The organism is Proteiniborus sp. MB09-C3 (assembly GCF_030263895.1).
Taxonomy (GTDB): Bacteria; Bacillota; Clostridia; order Tissierellales; family Proteiniboraceae; genus Proteiniborus.
The window spans coordinates 1,802,010-1,817,361 of record NZ_CP127161.1 but is presented as its reverse complement, the minus strand read 5'-3'; the positions used below and the strand labels follow the sequence as shown (position 1 = coordinate 1,817,361).

20 protein-coding genes are annotated in these 15,352 nt (G+C 42.1%); 13 read left to right on the top strand and 7 right to left on the bottom strand.

What is annotated here, in order from left to right:
- Nucleotides 1-3: 3 nt before the first annotated feature.
- From QO263_RS08755 to QO263_RS08745, 3 genes are read left to right on the top strand one after another with little or no spacing between them, the layout of a single operon-like run.
- Complete coding sequence (locus QO263_RS08755; protein ID WP_285628925.1) at nucleotides 4-948, top strand: hypothetical protein; 945 nt, start codon at nucleotides 4-6, stop codon at nucleotides 946-948.
- A gap of 2 nt (nucleotides 949-950) precedes the next feature.
- Complete coding sequence (locus QO263_RS08750) at nucleotides 951-1,157, top strand: transposon-transfer assisting family protein (protein ID WP_285628922.1); 207 nt, start codon at nucleotides 951-953, stop codon at nucleotides 1,155-1,157.
- Complete coding sequence (locus tag QO263_RS08745; RefSeq protein WP_285628919.1) at nucleotides 1,154-1,519, top strand: cysteine-rich VLP domain-containing protein; 366 nt, start codon at nucleotides 1,154-1,156, stop codon at nucleotides 1,517-1,519. The genes QO263_RS08750 and QO263_RS08745 overlap by 4 nt, the downstream gene beginning before the upstream one ends.
- 169 nt (nucleotides 1,520-1,688) lie before the next feature.
- On the opposite strand, the gene QO263_RS08740 is transcribed toward QO263_RS08745, so the two are convergent.
- The 7 genes from QO263_RS08740 to QO263_RS08710 all read right to left on the bottom strand — a co-directional run bounded on the left by QO263_RS08740 (nucleotide 1,689) and on the right by QO263_RS08710 (nucleotide 6,306).
- Nucleotides 1,689-2,999: a hypothetical protein gene (locus QO263_RS08740; RefSeq protein WP_285628916.1), complete on the bottom strand. Its 1,311-nt coding sequence runs from the start codon at nucleotides 2,997-2,999 to the stop codon at nucleotides 1,689-1,691.
- A gap of 60 nt (nucleotides 3,000-3,059) precedes the next feature.
- Nucleotides 3,060-3,428 carry a DUF6050 family protein gene (locus tag QO263_RS08735; protein ID WP_285628914.1) on the bottom strand — a complete coding sequence of 123 codons (369 nt, stop codon included), beginning with the start codon at nucleotides 3,426-3,428 and terminating at the stop codon, nucleotides 3,060-3,062.
- A 1-nt stretch (nucleotide 3,429) separates the two neighbouring features.
- Nucleotides 3,430-3,750 (bottom strand): hypothetical protein, encoded by a 321-nt coding sequence (locus tag QO263_RS08730; protein WP_285628911.1) that lies wholly within the window; start codon nucleotides 3,748-3,750, stop codon nucleotides 3,430-3,432.
- Between the two features lie 2 nt (nucleotides 3,751-3,752).
- Nucleotides 3,753-4,004 (bottom strand): helix-turn-helix domain-containing protein, encoded by a 252-nt coding sequence (locus QO263_RS08725; RefSeq protein ID WP_285628908.1) that lies wholly within the window; start codon nucleotides 4,002-4,004, stop codon nucleotides 3,753-3,755.
- A 77-nt stretch (nucleotides 4,005-4,081) separates the two neighbouring features.
- Entirely contained in the window at nucleotides 4,082-5,431 is a 1,350-nt protein-coding gene (locus tag QO263_RS08720; RefSeq protein WP_285628906.1) for a relaxase/mobilization nuclease domain-containing protein, read from the bottom strand.
- On the bottom strand, nucleotides 5,392-5,721 hold the full coding sequence (locus QO263_RS08715) for a plasmid mobilization protein (RefSeq protein WP_285628903.1): 330 nt from the start codon (nucleotides 5,719-5,721) through the stop codon (nucleotides 5,392-5,394). The genes QO263_RS08720 and QO263_RS08715 overlap by 40 nt, the downstream gene beginning before the upstream one ends.
- A 231-nt stretch (nucleotides 5,722-5,952) precedes the next feature.
- Nucleotides 5,953-6,306: a helix-turn-helix transcriptional regulator gene (locus tag QO263_RS08710; protein WP_285628901.1), complete on the bottom strand. Its 354-nt coding sequence runs from the start codon at nucleotides 6,304-6,306 to the stop codon at nucleotides 5,953-5,955.
- A 155-nt stretch (nucleotides 6,307-6,461) separates the two neighbouring features.
- On the opposite strand from QO263_RS08710, the gene QO263_RS08705 reads away from it, so the two are divergent.
- The 10 genes from QO263_RS08705 to QO263_RS08660 all read left to right on the top strand — a co-directional run bounded on the left by QO263_RS08705 (nucleotide 6,462) and on the right by QO263_RS08660 (nucleotide 15,314).
- Entirely contained in the window at nucleotides 6,462-6,635 is a 174-nt protein-coding gene (locus QO263_RS08705; RefSeq protein WP_285628898.1) for a helix-turn-helix domain-containing protein, read from the top strand.
- Nucleotides 6,636-6,686: 51 nt separating this feature from the next.
- Complete coding sequence (locus QO263_RS08700) at nucleotides 6,687-7,355, top strand: response regulator transcription factor (protein ID WP_285628896.1); 669 nt, start codon at nucleotides 6,687-6,689, stop codon at nucleotides 7,353-7,355.
- Nucleotides 7,339-8,739, top strand: a complete 1,401-nt coding sequence (locus QO263_RS08695; protein WP_285628894.1) for a sensor histidine kinase — start codon at nucleotides 7,339-7,341, stop codon at nucleotides 8,737-8,739. The genes QO263_RS08700 and QO263_RS08695 overlap by 17 nt, the downstream gene beginning before the upstream one ends.
- 145 nt (nucleotides 8,740-8,884) lie before the next feature.
- Nucleotides 8,885-10,165 carry a hypothetical protein gene (locus tag QO263_RS08690; RefSeq protein ID WP_285628892.1) on the top strand — a complete coding sequence of 427 codons (1,281 nt, stop codon included), beginning with the start codon at nucleotides 8,885-8,887 and terminating at the stop codon, nucleotides 10,163-10,165.
- A gap of 460 nt (nucleotides 10,166-10,625) precedes the next feature.
- Nucleotides 10,626-11,057, top strand: a complete 432-nt coding sequence (locus QO263_RS08685; RefSeq protein ID WP_285628890.1) for an RNA polymerase sigma factor — start codon at nucleotides 10,626-10,628, stop codon at nucleotides 11,055-11,057.
- Nucleotides 11,050-11,301, top strand: a complete 252-nt coding sequence (locus QO263_RS08680) for a helix-turn-helix domain-containing protein (protein WP_285628888.1) — start codon at nucleotides 11,050-11,052, stop codon at nucleotides 11,299-11,301. Before QO263_RS08685 ends, QO263_RS08680 begins: the two co-directional genes overlap by 8 nt.
- Nucleotides 11,302-11,734: 433 nt before the next feature.
- Nucleotides 11,735-11,995: a DUF6870 family protein gene (locus QO263_RS08675; protein ID WP_285628887.1), complete on the top strand. Its 261-nt coding sequence runs from the start codon at nucleotides 11,735-11,737 to the stop codon at nucleotides 11,993-11,995.
- A gap of 87 nt (nucleotides 11,996-12,082) precedes the next feature.
- Nucleotides 12,083-13,765, top strand: a complete 1,683-nt coding sequence (locus QO263_RS08670; RefSeq protein ID WP_285628886.1) for a recombinase family protein — start codon at nucleotides 12,083-12,085, stop codon at nucleotides 13,763-13,765.
- 50 nt (nucleotides 13,766-13,815) lie between these two features.
- Nucleotides 13,816-14,310: a BclA C-terminal domain-containing protein gene (locus tag QO263_RS08665; RefSeq protein WP_352169725.1), complete on the top strand. Its 495-nt coding sequence runs from the start codon at nucleotides 13,816-13,818 to the stop codon at nucleotides 14,308-14,310.
- Between the two features lie 158 nt (nucleotides 14,311-14,468).
- Entirely contained in the window at nucleotides 14,469-15,314 is an 846-nt protein-coding gene (locus tag QO263_RS08660; RefSeq protein ID WP_285628885.1) for an alpha-helical endospore appendage domain-containing protein, read from the top strand.
- Nucleotides 15,315-15,352: the final 38 nt, after the last annotated feature.

Sequence of the window (15,352 nt, the reverse complement as noted above, 5' to 3'; positions counted from 1 at the left end):
CCTATGCACAAGTTTGAAAATGTGGACGTTTTCGTATCCCTTGACGCTATCATGCGGCAGAACACCGCATTTTACCAAAGCGATTTTGAGATTGACAAACAGATTATCCAAAAGGCGGCGGCAAGCCCCGCCGCCGAGGATAAAACGCTGCTTTGGCTTTCCCGCCCGTCGGGGACGCATTGTTTCAGAGAGCGCGACGTTTTTCTAAAGGACACCGGACCCCATAATACATGGCGTTTCTATGCCGAGCAGACCCGCGACCATATCCTTGCCTATGCTGTTACAATCACCGGCAGCGAGGACGGGAAAATGAAAGGCAGCTTATATGAGCTTGACTACCCGCAGCATTTCAAGCATGTTATCGACCATGCTTTGCCCGCCGACACCTACACGCTGATTTATGAGAACGGAGAACGGGAGCAGCCCGCGAAGCAGCCTTTTGACGCAACACCCGACCCGCAGCTTGGCAAGTTTGAACGCTTTGAAGCGAAGCCCAATGACCCCGAAGCCTTGCGCTATCTTCTGCAAGAGGAAAAACACCGCCGGGATAAGCTGACGCAGGGAAATTTCAAAGAGCATATCGCCGCCCTGCAGGGCAGCCGGATTGAAAGCGAAGCCCGACGTATTTTGTCCGGGCTTCAAACCCTCAAAGAGCCGAACAGCCCTAATACGACCCATTTCATGATAGAAGTATCGCCGTATTTTACGCAGCTTGCGTCAAGCAAAGACACCGACCGTCTGCTTGCCATGCTGCCCTATAAGACACTGACCCTTGGCAATCTGAAAGACCGACGCGGCATTTACGCTATGGTTGCAAAGGACGAGAACCGGGACAAGGGCTTACGCAAGCCCCACCAGTCAATCCGGGCGCAGCTTGCAAAGGACAAGGAAAAGGCCGCCACGAAAAAGGCGGCGGCAAAATCAAAAAATCACGATTTGGAGGTATGAGCATGAATAGATTTACCATTGAGGAAACAAACCTTTTGAGCATTTATAACGAGGGCGGCAAGCAGGAGGTTACCACCAACATCAACGCCGCGCTGCCCTATATGGACGCGGATATACGGGAGCTTGCGGCGCGTACCCTTGAAAAAATCGCCCCGTTGAGTGAAGCGGAGTACGCGGAGCTTGCCGTTTACGCCGCCGATGAAATATGAGTGAGATTAAGCGGCTGACACCGCCCCAAAGCAGACGGGTAAACGCCCTTGTGAAAAAAGAGTGCTGCAACTGCTTTGACGGGAATTGCATATTGCTTGACGACGGGGACGAGTGCGTTTGTCCGCAGCTTATTTCATACTCCTTGCTTTGCAAATGGTTTCGCGCCGCTGTCCTGCCCCTTGATAAAGTGTTATATGCCGAGCTTTACGCAGCCGAGGACAAGCGGCGTTGCTTGGTGTGCGGCGCGTCCTTTGCGTCAAGCTCTAACAATGTCAAATACTGCCCAGATTGCCGCAAGCGTATTACCAACAGGCAGGCCGCAGAGCGCATGAGAAAAAGACGCGTCCTTGTTACGCAGTAGGGGCGAAAAAAGCCTTGTATCATGCCACTTTTTCAGCTTGTTTTTCATAGGGTAAGGTATTTATACCTATCCCCTCAAAAATGGTGTTCTACTGCGTAACGGACACTTAAAACTGCACCCATAAAAAGACGGGGCGCGGTGGCCACTATCGGCTGCCGCGTCCCGTTCTTTATATTCCTTTCTCATTGGCATATATTTTATCAAAAAACTCTATTCCATCTGCAATTATATTAAGTAATGAATCTCTCTCATGCAATGATAGCAAATATTTGAGGTATTCTATTTTTTCTTCTACAGTCACCGTTAAAGTGTCCTCGATTTTATACAATCCCTTAAGGTTTTCGTTAAAGGTTTTATCCATTGCATAGTCGTTTTTATGCTCCACCAAAAACAGAAGCAAACGAATTGTAGATACTCGTTCATTATCTTCGTATTCAACAAGACGAGCAAAATCATGATATTGTTGATATGCATTTATAGATTTACGTAATGAATCTACACAATCTTTCGTTTTAGATAGGGTAAGGACAGTTGTTTTCACTAACTGCTCCAACTTAGATGTATATACCTTATGAAATTGTTGTATCGCCTGTGTTGCAGGCATTGAAACAAAGGAGGATTTTTCTACTGTTTCTGTCACTCTTAATGTGCCAAAACAAGATTGTGATTTTTCTCCATCTATGCCATATAGGTATAAATTATAATAGTTAGCTAAATCCAAATTAGGATTATTTAAGTTACAAATACGAATTTTATAGTAGACAATACCCCAAAAATTCAAAATTACATATTTGTATCCATCAACATCAATATATTCAAACAACCCGTGGCTTCCCAAATAGCAAATATCCTTTAAAGCATAATCAAGATTTCCATCAACAACAATTTCTACAAATTCAGTAACAGGACGCTTCATTAAAATGCAATCAACAATGTCTTGGTACGTTTCAGGCAAAAAATTATTAATTTCATTAGTGTAGCAGTACCATTCATATGCAATTTTAGAAATTGTTCTTAACATTTCATCTGAAGCAAATAATTTCTCTATGGAAAATGTAACACTTACAATACTGTCTTTTATATCTAAAATTTTAATATTATCGTCAGTGACCCCTTGCTTTTGCTTCAACTTATCAGTATTACCTATTAAGACTTTTTTACCATCTTGTTCAGCAGGAAAAAGCCTTTTTTTATCTTCATAAATTGAAGCCCTGTTACTTACAAATACGTTGGGTATAGTAATCCCATCAATAATTAAATTAGCTTTATATTTTATGTCATTACCAGTTCTTTCTGTCAACCCTAATGAGTTGCGAAAAAAAACAAGATTGGCTATTGCTGTTTTTTCAAAATTTTCATTTGTAAACGCATTATGTTTATGGCATACAAACTTTTTTGTTAATTTAGCACCAGTTAAAGCGTATGAAATAATATCGGAAACTGATAAATCCTCTGAATTACAGTATATACATCTGCACATTTGAACCCCCTATGTCTGAAATCTTATGTATTTTTCTACCTGTCCCGTTCTTTTTTGCGCTTATTCCTTAAAGTTGATTTCAACCGTATTGCCTTTGCCTATCGTCAACAATCGGTACGCTGTCAAAGGTATGTACCACGCGGCGCAAAGAAGCCGCCATATCAGAATGATGCCGCCAATGATACCGCCCAAAATGAAATTGAGGGCGATAATTCCCACCGTACCGCCTAAGTCATACCCATGCGGCACAAGCCAGACAAACATACGGCGAATACCAAATGGGATACCGCAGCACAGCCATACATAAAAATAATTTGTTTCGCTGTTATTGGTAAATACTGATTTGAACATGAAGAATAGAAATAATGCAATAGCGGCGGGCAAAACCGTTTTCTTGAAAAAATCTTTCCATATTTCCCCGCGTGTCATATCATAATCCCTCCGTTTCCTCTGCCTGTTGAAGCTCTTTTTCAATCCGATTGCGGTAGTGGCTTTTGCGCCGATAGAAATAATCGCGTACCTCAAATTCCGGTATCCATATATCCGCAGCTTCTATCCGTTCCATGACAGCAGCTACGATTTTCCAGTTGTTCCGTTGGTGTGGCTCATGCCCGGTTTCTATCCATAAGCGGCGGTATTCCTCATACAGCCATGCGCTGATGTTCTCTTTCTGCCGCTGCTTTAAGTGCCGGAATTGCTTATCTGTCCGTAGAAGTTTGCCGTTTATCTGTTTATGGTTTTTTGTTCCCATTGCTATACGCTTCTCTTTCCATTTCGCCAAGCAGACAGAAATTGCGGGATAGCTTCTATGAGCTTCAGCACAAGAGTTTGCCGCATATCCGCGTCAATTTCCTTTTTCATGCTTCCGTCCGGCTGCTTCTTTTCAACCGTTGCGAGCTTGTCTAATTCGCCTGAATAACAGTCAAGCACCTTTTTCACTGCCCATGCTTTACCTGCAACGGCGGCTTGGATTGTATCGTAATCCGGCATATTCTTTTCTGCCATTCTGAAAACTCCTGTTATTGTTGGATAATTATATCGTATCACTTTTTTCACTGTATTTCTACCATAAATATACATTATCACCGTTCCGTTTCCTTTCCCCGTTCAGGCTCTTTGTCCTGCCGTAAAATGCTGTCTATGTTCCGTTTGATAACGTCGTACTCCTTGACCTGTTTTTTCAGTTTGCCATATTCGGCATATAGCTTTTCTTTTTCCTCTTGCAGACTTTCATACTCTGCTTGCAGGGCGGCGACATTCGGGAGCTTGCCGGACACACCCGCCGCCTTTAACGCTTTGGCTGCCGCTTCATGCAGAATGATATTGCTTTCATGCTCTGCGCGGTATTTCTCTTTGTTTTTTGCTTTGCGGTATGCGTCATAGGCGGGCTTTGTCTTTTGGTAGGTAGTGATATTCTTAATCAGCACCGCCATGTCCGCAAGCCGGGTTTCGACGGTCTTTAATGCGTCGGCGGCCTGTTCGCTCTCTGCCGCGATTTCCGCAATCTTAGCGGTCAAGTCCGTATACTGTTCTATACGGTTTTCCGTTAAGAAGTTCAGCGTCTTTGCCGCCTGTTTCAGATTGTGGATTTTCGCCCATTGCTTATATCCCCGGCTCTCCTGCGCCTTGATACTGTTTTCAATATCTATCAGCAGGGAAACGCCCTTTTTCTCTGTCCGTGGGGCTTTAGCGGCGCGGGTGCGTCTGCCCTTGATACGTTCTGTTAGGGCTTCCTCTGTATAATCTGCGCCGAGGGTTTTCAAACGGGTAAACCGTTCTTGTCCGGGTGCGCGGCATGATATATATTTTCCCCGCTTGATTTCATAGCCCGCCGCTTCCAATCGGCGCAATAATTCTTCAAAATCGGACACTTGGGGGATAAGGGTATCAACCGCAATTTTCAGCTTTCCTTTCCAACTCGTCCCGGTCTTTTCTGCTTGGTACTCCGCATAGCTTTTTCCCTTGCTTCCTCTGCCCGGAACGACAATGGATAGGCCATGTTCCCGGCACAGCTTATCGCTCATGTTCCGTATGCCGTAATAGCTTCTTTTATTGGAATTGTACTTGTGGAGGTCTACAAAATTGACCGCACAAAAAATGATGTGATTATGGACGTGACCCTTGTCAATATGCGTCGTCAAAACGTACTCATGCTGCCCTTTGGTAACAGCGTCGGCAAGCTGCCGCCCGATTTCATGGGCGGTCTGATAATCCACTTCCCCCGGCTCAAAGGATTGTATTAAATGGTGAGCGAGGTTGTTTCCCTTATCCAACGCTTGCGAAAGGGTAAATCCAAACTCAATGTCTGCCGTTTCAAAGGAACAGCCGAAAGAGGAAACAAGCATTTTTCCGTCTGTCTTGTCCGGGTTTTGAATATAGTCAAGGGCTTTGCTCAATGTGCTTTTAATAGGCTTAATCTTTGTAACCGCCATATCTCATCTAACGCCCCCTTTATCTCGTTTATGTCCTCTTGATATGCGCTGCCTGTACTGTTCACGCGCCGCGCTATCTGATTGATATTAACCCCGATTTTCTGTATCTCTGCTGTCATTGCCTTTATGTCGCTATGGTCTATCTGAATGATGTACCCGTCGATTGCCATTTTCCGCAGATACGCCGCCATATTGCGGGTGGGTATGAGCTTCATTTTTTCCTCTATCAATGTGCGTTCTTCTTCCGTCACACGAAACTTGATTTGCACTGTCCTTTTTCGTCCGTTCATACGCCGCCGCTCCTTTCCGTTTTTAGAGGGTTTGGGATACTTCCCAACAAGCAATTTTGTAGGGCAAAATACGGAAAGGGTACCCCTTTCCTATGCTTGCTACGTTTCTTTTTCCCTACTACCTACAACAAAAGAAAAACCCATTTTGCCAAAGAAGCGCAAAAGAAAAAACGCTGCAATCCTCAAAGGTTGCAACGCTTTTCAATAATTATTCGATTGTGGTATGGACATTCATGCGTCCCCTGTTTCGACTTCCTTAATCTCTCTTGCGGTGGCGGTGACAACTTGTAATCCCTTGTCGCTTATATCATCAAGCAGACTGTCAAGCTGTCTGCGCTGCGTGGATTTTTCTGTTACCTTATTTGGAAAAAAGAATTGGTCTACCGATACATCTAAAAGAGTAACAAGCTCATAAAAGATTTGTAGGCTTGGGTGCTGTCCGCTGTTCTCAATGGACGCAATATATCGAGGGGCTATGTTCATTTGTTCTGCTAATTGGTTTCTCGATATTCCCTTTGCTTTTCGTGCTGCTTTTATGGCTTGACCGAAAGCCTTAAAATCGTATTTGTCGATTTTTCGATTCATATTATTTCACCCTACTACATTTTACTGCTCACCCCATGCTTTAGATATGATTACACATAGCATATGATTGACTTAAATAAATCATAAAATATACTTGCTATTATTCGGTTCGCCGTATATAATATAGGATAATGCTAATGAAAGGACGGGTGAGTATGGAATATATCTCTGCCCCGGAAGCCGCAAAAAAGTGGGGTATTTCAGAGCGGCGAGTGCAAAAACTTTGCGAAGAAAACAGAATACCGGGCGTTGCCCGTTTTAGTCGTATGTGGCTTATTCCAAAAGACGCAGAGAAACCGAAAGATGAGCGATATAAAAATAATCCGTAGCTCCATATGTACTACAAATTAGAATGATAGATTTGAATGGGAGGTGTCACAATGCAGAAAATTTTGATTGTTGAAGATGATATATCTATACAAGAGCTATTGCACGATTATATTCAGGAAGCGGGATTTGAGGTATATTTAGCCTCGGACGGCGTGGAAGCTGTAACGCTTTTCTCAACACATAATTTTGAATTGGTTCTGCTGGATATTATGCTGCCTAAAATAGATGGGTATAGCGTTTGTGAAATAATTAGAAAGAGGTCAAATATTCCAATTATTTTCTTGACCGCTATGGATAGTGAGAATGATCAAATCAAAGGGTTTGATTTATTAGCGGACGATTATGTGACGAAGCCCTTTTCAATGCCTGTATTAATGCGGAAACTTACTGCTGTTTTACGGCGCACATCAGCGAACGATAAAGACAGCCAGTTTATAAAATATAAAAATTTGCAATTAGATGTTGACGCTTACAAAGCCTATGTTGATGGTAATAACATTGAGCTAACGCCACGGGAATTTGAAATATTGCGGGAGCTTCTTTCCCATCAGGGAAGAATACTAACAAGGGATAATTTAATCAATCTTTTGTGGAAGTATGATTTTTACGGTGACGAGCGTATTGTAGACACTCATATAAAAAACTTGCGTAAAAAATTAGACATAGATTTGATAGATACCATTAGAGGGGTGGGGTACAGAATTGATAAAGAAATATAAAAGCTCTTTGACGACAAAGATTTTTCTTTTGACTATGCTCTTACTGACGATATGCTGTATTGCCACATATGCCTTTATCGCATGGCTTATTCCCAAAACCTATCCTAATCAGGTAGACTTGGAAGCTGTCAAATCTTTTGCGGATAATATCACGGAAGAATTAAAACATGTTGATTATGATGATATTATGGTTATCGCAATGGATATTGAAAAAACCGCACAAGACAGATATGGTGACGGTGTGGAGCTTCACATATTTGACAAAAGCGGATTAGAAGTTTTTGGAAACGGCTCCTTGAAGAAAGACATAAAGGATTATTATGCAATCCAGCGGACAAGAGAATACCGCTTTACTTTCGCGGACAACACAGAAGAATTTACCTTTTTCTTTGCCGACGGCTCACAGGCTGTTAATTATGCGGTGGAAGCTGTAAACCGCATATTTCCGTACCTTATTGTTATGGTTTTAGTAATCTCTATTTTTGCAGCCTTTGTATATTCCCGGTACATTACCTATCCCATTGTGAAAATCAGCAAGGCTTCTAAAAAAATGATTGCCTTGGATTTTGACCTGAACTATAAAACGAGCCGAACGGACGAATTAGGGACGGTATATCATAATCTGTCTGCTTTAGCAGAAAAATTGTCTTTTACCTTGAAAGAGCTTGAAAAAACAAATGCTCAATTATCAGACGACATTAACCGAGAAAGGCAACTGGAGCAGCAGCGGACAGAGCTTTTTTCTGCCATATCCCATGAGCTTAAAACACCGATTACCATTGTAAAGGGACAGCTTCAAGGCATGATTAGCGGTATTGGAAGATATAAAGACCGGGACACATACCTCATTCAATCACTTCAAGCGTTGAATGGGTTGGAAACAATGGTACAGGAATTGCTGATAATTTCAAGAATGGAAGCCCCGGAATATGTATGTAGTCGTAAGCCTTTTGACTTAGCTTTATTGGTAAAGCAATGCCTTATCGCGCAGGAGGACGCTTTTATACAGAATGAAATGCAGCTAAATACAGATTTACCCGACAATGTAATTTATAATGGCGATATTCAGCTATTAAAAAGAGTATTTGACAATCTGATTATTAACGCATTAAAATATTCCCCTGCCGGAAACAGGGTATCGGTTTCTATGACGACAAGGGACGAAAGCATTTACTTTTCGATTGAGAATACGGGTACGCATATTGCGGAGGAAGATTTAAGCAGGATTTTTGAAGCGTTTTACCGCCCCGACCACTCCCGCAGCCGTCAAACCGGGGGCAGCGGTTTAGGATTATACATTGTGAAGCGCGTATTAGATATGCACGAAGCAAAATACGGTATGGAAAATTCAAAAGACGGTGTGATTTTTACTATTATGTTCTAAATACAGACATTCGCAGAAAAAGGGCTATCAAGTTAAAAACTTGATAGTCCTTTTTCAACTCCATATTTGCTCCATAATCAATTCAATTCCAATCCAAACAACAGGAATAAACTGAAATCATTCCAATAAAACAGGAGGTTTATCTATGAAAATTAAAAGGATTATATCAAGTTTAGCTATGTTGCTTTGCATTGGATTTTTTGGGGGCTGCTCCGATATGGCACAGCCATATTCAACCACAGATTCCGTTGTTTCAGATGTACCCGCCGAGATTTTGGCTTTGCGGTTTGATGACTATGAGAACATGAGCATAGCAGAATACCGGGGAAAAGTATGGCAGACTATTTCAACAGATGAAAAAGGCTATTTTTCTTTACTTGATAGCGTTGGTAAAGATGTAAGCATACACGACACCAATACAGACGCTTATTTTGTCAAATATGTTCTTGTCCCGACGGTCGCTGAAAAATGGAATGAATGGAGCTTTCAAGGCTCTGTCATAAAGGATATTTCCACAACGGAATACACAATCCATTATGCCATTGATAACGCGGAAAATATTTTGATGGATGAACGAAACCGCGCCATTTCTGAAATGGTGGCAGGTTTTGAAGATGTTGTAAATGGCGGCACAGCCGAGCAGCTTTCTAATGAGATTGAAATGCAAAAGGCTCTGGAAATAAAAGCCCAAAAACTATCAGAAGAATTTAGTAATGCTGCTTTTCAAATTATGGCAGAGCTATCTTACCGGGTAAATAATGCTCCATCAGAAAGGATACTCCCTAACGGGGAAACGGTTACGGAGCAGCGGGGCGATGTAGGCACAGAAGCAGATTATCGTCTACTATTATCTCTTAAAGCAGAGGGCTATCAAGAAATGTCCGTAGAGGATTTTTTTCAGAACTACATTGAATTGGTGCAAAAGGAGGGCTTTCAGGACAGCTATGCAAGAGTGCAAAGAGATATTTCAATGAATGACATTCAAGTAACGCTTTCTGATGAAGAACGGGCTTTTCTCACTATTACTTTGGAAGCAACAAGTCAGGAGTTTACCGCAAAATTTCAGAACAAAAGCAAAACGCCGTCCCTCCGATACCGCATTGAAAAAAGGGAAACCGAGGTAGTGGACGGGCAGGAAATTCCTGTTTTTGAATTATTCATTGATTATATCCTCAACTATACCGTGTTGGATAGTAAAGGTCTTAGCGTTCAAGAACGGGACACTTTTCTTATTGGGATTACGGACGGGATTAAGACTTTCATTGATAAACAAACAGAAAATGAGCTTATAAATGGCGAACTGACGTTAAAGGCAGAAACAAGCAGACTGGAACAACAGTTTAACAACACTGAAATTCAAGCAAACATTGATATTGCCGCCTTTCAAGCCCATGATTTACAGAGCAATATCCAATCATTGAATTGACAACACCTAAAAACTAAACCGTTGTTGTAATGGTGATTTTGTTTACATTGGTCACGCACAACGGCGGTTAAAGCATAACCGCCGTTTTCCTTTTGAAAAAGACGAATTACGGAGGGTGTATTAATTGCGCCCTTTTTTAAGGACACGGCGGTATCAAAGGAGGTATCGCCGTGTCTATTTTTAATCCCCATGCTCCACCTAATTTCAACTTATCAAAAAAAGCCTATTCTCTCCAATGGGATATTACGGCTATCAATATGAACACACACATCACCGACTAAAATCTAATAGTTCCACTCATGCCCGGCTGTATTTTTCAGCCGGGCTTTTTTTGATTTTTCTCAAAAATTTTTCAAGAAATCTATCGGAAACTTTGGCAGTTCTCAAATTCCATTTGTTGAGGGTTTACGAAAGGGGAAATCATCACCCGCTTTCGCGGTTGCGAAAGGAGGTGAATACCATGAATGAACCTGTTCGTACCCAGTGGCAAATCCGTTGCGCCTTTAACGGCTTTTGCAAACGGACGTTGAAGAACGAAGCAGCCAACGCCCACAAGCAGACGAAATGGCAGCAGTTACGCGAGGTAACTTTTTCAGACCTTACCCCGCAGGAGGAAAATCAGCTTTACACCTATGACCGCTATTTTGCAGATGATGAAGCTGAACAATCCTTTTGTGTGGCGGGAAAGGAAATCACCGCAAAGCTGCTTGCCGAAGCCCTGCACAGCTTGCCGGAAGAAAAACGCAACGCCGTCTTACTGTATTATTTCTTTGAAATGAGCGACGTGGAAATCGCAGAACTCTATAAAATTCCGAGAAGCACCGTACAGTATCGACGGACAAGCTCTTTTGAGTTACTAAAACGCTATTTGGAGGAACGCGCCTATGATTGAAATGATTGGTAACACCGAACAAGACGAACGCGGCTTGTTACCCTACCCGGTAATCATAGCCGCAACAAAGGGCGACCCGGAAGCTATGAAAATTGTCGTACAGAAGTACGAAAGCTACATAGCCAGCCTGTCTATGCGAAAGCTCCGCGACGAGCGCGGCAATACCTACTACGGCATAGATGAGGACATACGGGACCGCTTGCGGTCAAAGCTCATGCGGGCTGTCCTTTCATTCAAGGTTTGAGTTAAGCACCCTGCGCCCCCCTTTCCGCAGAGTGTAAAACCTTACCCTGCTTTTGCTCCTTGACAAAGAAAGCGTCGGAAGAAAACACCAACGCATCATAAGGCAAATCGGATACGTTCTTTTTGTGCCGAGCCACAGGTTGGGTGCGCCATGACCTTTATTTCAGAGAGAGCGAACAACATCACAACTCAATGCAAGTGTAGCGGCTTGCGGGCGACAACACGCAAAAAGGTATAATGATACTCCCTTATAGCCATAGTCCGAGCGTTTAAAGCGTCGCAGGCAATGGGTAGGGCTGCATGAGAACCATGCAGGGGTGAAATTCCCGTGAGGTTTTGCTAAAACCGTCCGATTAAAGCCTCTTTTTTTGACAACATACCGTACAAGCGGTTTTGCATATGCTGTATGGAATACCTAAAAGGAGGGGGAACAAATGTTGACAGTAAAACAACTGGACGAAATGAGCCAGTCAGGAATAGAAAAGATAGATAAAACCGGGCTTGTGGATATTCGTGGAATCAAGATTGATACGAACCTGCCCCCGGAACAGAGAATGATAAATTATTTAGAGCAGGTGAAAAACCCTTATTGCTTTTTGTTCGGTGACAGTGCTGTTCGTGTAAGGTTTGAGCCTGCGGGTGACGAGCTAAAAAACAAGCTGAAAGACTTTTTTATCAGCTTAAAAAAAGTCTAAATAATAGGAACTTACACATCATACACAGTGACTTTTTAGCTCAACTATGGTATAATTATAATGTGATTATAGAGGACGGGAGGTATAATGGCTCGTGTAAGAAAAAGCCTTGATAAAACCAAACAAATCCTCGCTCTATGGAAAGTGGCTTTGTATATCCGGCTATCCAGAGAGGACGGAAACGACGAAAGTTACAGCGTAAAAAACCAACGTCAACGATTAAAAGAGTATTTGGAAAACCTCATGCTTGAGGAAGAAATGCAGCTTGTGGATATCTATATTGACGATGGCTGCACTGGCACAGACAGCGACCGGGAAAACTTTCAGCGTATGCTTGAAGATATTGACAAGGGCATTGTAAATTGTGTCATAGTCAAAGACTTGTCGCGTTTGAGCCGTAACGACTGGGAGTGCAAAAAGTATCTGCAACATCTGTTTGTTGTAAAAGATGTACGGTTTATCTCTTTGGAGCTTCCTAAACTGGATAGTTATAAAAACCCTGATGAAGTGTACGAAATGGGCGTTTCTATCCAGAGTATGTACAATGAAAACCACTGCCGGGAAACCTCAATCAAAGTCCGAGGAACCTTTAACATGAAGCGCAAAAAGGGTGAGTTTATCGGAGCCTTTGCACCATATGGTTACTTAAAAGACCCTGACGACAAACATTGCTTAATTGTGGATAATGAAACCGCCCCGATTGTGCAGGATATTTTTCACTGGTTTGTTCGGGACGGAATGAGCAAAAACGGGATTGTGAAAAAGCTAATTGGCATGGGAACCCTTTGCCCCGCTGCTTATAAGCGGCAAAACGGCATGAAGTACCATAACCCCGCCATTGTGAACAATGAACCGCTATGGTCTGCCCGCAGCATTACCGCTATTCTTACCAATCAAATGTACTTAGGTCATATGGTGCAGGGAAAGCAGAAAGTAAAGAGCTATAAGGTGCATAAAAGGATTAACACACCTGAAAGCGAATGGTTTATTGTTGAGAACACCCACGAACCGATTATTGACAAAGAAACCTTTGATAAAGCACAGGGGCTAATGCAGAGGGACACGCGAACCGCTCCACAGTCCGGGCAGCTATACACCTTTTCCGGTTTCCTACGTTGTGCCGATTGCGGAAAATCAATGGGACGCAGAACATCAAAAAATCTTGTGTACTATGCTTGCAGAACAAATAACACGACGGGATTATGTACCCGACACTCCATTAGAAATGATAAGCTCGAAAGTATTGTTCTGGAAACCATTCAAAAGCAAATTGCACTGATTGACGGCATGGCAGAGCTTATCAACGACATAAACAATGCTCCCGCCCCCCGCACCGTTTCCAAACGGCTGACCGCTTCTATCAAGCTGCGGAAACAGGAGCTTGAAAAGATTTCGGGTATCAGCACAGGGCTTTATGTGGATTGGAAAAACGGCGATATTACCCGTGAGGAATACCACCGCATGAAAAAAGAGTTTGAGGAAAAGGAACAGCAGCTAAAGCAGGATATAGCCAACCTTGAAGAAGAAAATAAGGATATGGCGCAGGGGGTAACTTCTGATAATCCTTACTTTGAGGCTTTCCGCAAGTACAAGAACATATGCAGCCTTGACCGGGGTATTGTTGCAGAGCTAATCAAAGTTATCCATATCCACGAGGGCGGCGACGTAACGATAGACTTTAACTTTGCAGACCAACACCGCCGCATAGTGGAGTTTATCGAAAACAACAGAAAAGAACTAACCGTTGTAGAGAATAACAAAGTCGGCTAAACAAGCGGCTTTATCCATTCTCATTTTAATTTACACAACGTTGTCATAAAATACATGCCGCCACTGGCCCTACTGGTGCTACGGGTGCTACTGGTCCCACTGGCCCTACTGGTGCTACTGGCGCTTTAGGTCCAAATCCCACAATAACAGCTGGTTTTGCAGCAAATACAAGTGGTTCAAGTTATTTGGTTGCACTCGGAGGAGTTTCAGTTGCTCTTCCAAACGCACAATTGCTTTCTCCAGATATTTCGGTCAATGGAGCTAATACCGTTTTCACAATTAATACAGCTGGCAGATATCGTATTTCTTATCATATTAATACTACAGCTGCTCTAGGAGCAGGTTCTAGGCTCTTTATAAATGGATCTCCTAATACAGCTTCTACAATTTCATCAGGATTATCCTTATCAAATTTTTCAAATGAAATTGTAATTGACCTAGCAGCAAATTCAACTATCTCACTGCAATTGTTTGGTCTTATCGTAACTGCAGTTTTATTAAATGGAGCAGCAGGTGCTTCTCTAATGATAATTCGACTCAGTTAAATTTGATACATTTCAAATGCAGGAAATTAAGGATAAAGGCTGCCAATTGTAGTGCAGCCTTATTCTCCTTATATAATTCATAATAAGTAAAATTAATATGAGCAAGTAATAACCAAAATGCAAAAAGCTTACATAATATTGTTTAAGGAGGATAAAAAATGTCGTTGCCCACTATTCCAAACATAACTCCAATCATTGATATTAGCAGAGAAGATGCCCTTAACATGCTAATAGCCTCCATAGCAATGGAGGAAATGGGGCTTGCTCATATCATTAATGCGGAAGGGGAAAAAATACAATACGTATTGAAGTCTGAGATAAGTAGATCTGCATCAATTCATGACATCAAAGATATTAACCAAGGAATAGACAGAATCATTCGGGATGTGACCAAACTACAAATGCTGCTTCAAGAAAAACTAGAAAGTGTTATGATTTTAAGCGAAGAAAAAAAAGAGTGCTCATGCAAGCATAAGCCTTCACCTTGTCCTCAGCCACCTAGCTGTCATCCACCTTGTGCACTTATAGGCTGTGGAAGTGGATACATCATCAATAAGACAGATGCTTTTTATGGCTTCACGGCTTCGGTTGAGTCCAGTGTATGTGTGGATTCAGAGAATAATGTATCTTTTTCACTAGAATATATATTATCTAAAAAACAGGAAGGAACTTGTAGACCTAATTTAGTCATTATGATGGCTATTCCAGAAAGTATAGAAGTTACCTGCACCAATAAAACGAGACCATGCAATACTAGCCATGATTTCAATATGTTAATCATGAAGGGTCAGGGAGTAATGTCAATAAAAGAAACAGAGAATAATATTTCCCAATGTACCGTTTCTTTTACCCTTACAATATGGGATACTGGATGTGAACAAAAGCTTCAAATGGTAATCAGTTCTAAAAAACTAGAATTTAATCATGATAGTGGAATAGTATTAGTATCTTCAGGTGACTTAGAGATAAAAAATATCCCAAGAAAAAAACACCCCTTATTCTAGAAAAATCAATTTAAAAGTATCTATTTAACTTTTTCCTT

Excerpts from the sequence above, each read along its gene's own strand:
- QO263_RS08660 (WP_285628885.1), top strand. The coding sequence starts at position 14,469 with ATGTCGTTGCCCACTATTCCAAACATAACTCCAATCATTGATATTAGC.
- QO263_RS08685 (WP_285628890.1), top strand. The coding sequence starts at position 10,626 with ATGAATGAACCTGTTCGTACCCAGTGGCAAATCCGTTGCGCCTTTAAC.
- QO263_RS08735 (WP_285628914.1), bottom strand. The coding sequence starts at position 3,428 with ATGACACGCGGGGAAATATGGAAAGATTTTTTCAAGAAAACGGTTTTG.
- QO263_RS08710 (WP_285628901.1), bottom strand. The coding sequence starts at position 6,306 with ATGAATCGAAAAATCGACAAATACGATTTTAAGGCTTTCGGTCAAGCC.
- QO263_RS08745 (WP_285628919.1), top strand. The coding sequence starts at position 1,154 with ATGAGTGAGATTAAGCGGCTGACACCGCCCCAAAGCAGACGGGTAAAC.
- QO263_RS08690 (WP_285628892.1), top strand. The coding sequence starts at position 8,885 with ATGAAAATTAAAAGGATTATATCAAGTTTAGCTATGTTGCTTTGCATT.
- QO263_RS08740 (WP_285628916.1), bottom strand. The coding sequence starts at position 2,999 with ATGTGCAGATGTATATACTGTAATTCAGAGGATTTATCAGTTTCCGAT.
- QO263_RS08730 (WP_285628911.1), bottom strand. The coding sequence starts at position 3,750 with ATGGGAACAAAAAACCATAAACAGATAAACGGCAAACTTCTACGGACA.
- QO263_RS08720 (WP_285628906.1), bottom strand. The coding sequence starts at position 5,431 with ATGGCGGTTACAAAGATTAAGCCTATTAAAAGCACATTGAGCAAAGCC.
- QO263_RS08670 (WP_285628886.1), top strand. The coding sequence starts at position 12,083 with ATGGCTCGTGTAAGAAAAAGCCTTGATAAAACCAAACAAATCCTCGCT.
- QO263_RS08725 (WP_285628908.1), bottom strand. The coding sequence starts at position 4,004 with ATGGCAGAAAAGAATATGCCGGATTACGATACAATCCAAGCCGCCGTT.
- QO263_RS08675 (WP_285628887.1), top strand. The coding sequence starts at position 11,735 with ATGTTGACAGTAAAACAACTGGACGAAATGAGCCAGTCAGGAATAGAA.
- QO263_RS08700 (WP_285628896.1), top strand. The coding sequence starts at position 6,687 with ATGCAGAAAATTTTGATTGTTGAAGATGATATATCTATACAAGAGCTA.
- QO263_RS08755 (WP_285628925.1), top strand. The coding sequence starts at position 4 with ATGCACAAGTTTGAAAATGTGGACGTTTTCGTATCCCTTGACGCTATC.
- QO263_RS08680 (WP_285628888.1), top strand. The coding sequence starts at position 11,050 with ATGATTGAAATGATTGGTAACACCGAACAAGACGAACGCGGCTTGTTA.
- QO263_RS08750 (WP_285628922.1), top strand. The coding sequence starts at position 951 with ATGAATAGATTTACCATTGAGGAAACAAACCTTTTGAGCATTTATAAC.
- QO263_RS08715 (WP_285628903.1), bottom strand. The coding sequence starts at position 5,721 with ATGAACGGACGAAAAAGGACAGTGCAAATCAAGTTTCGTGTGACGGAA.
- QO263_RS08705 (WP_285628898.1), top strand. The coding sequence starts at position 6,462 with ATGGAATATATCTCTGCCCCGGAAGCCGCAAAAAAGTGGGGTATTTCA.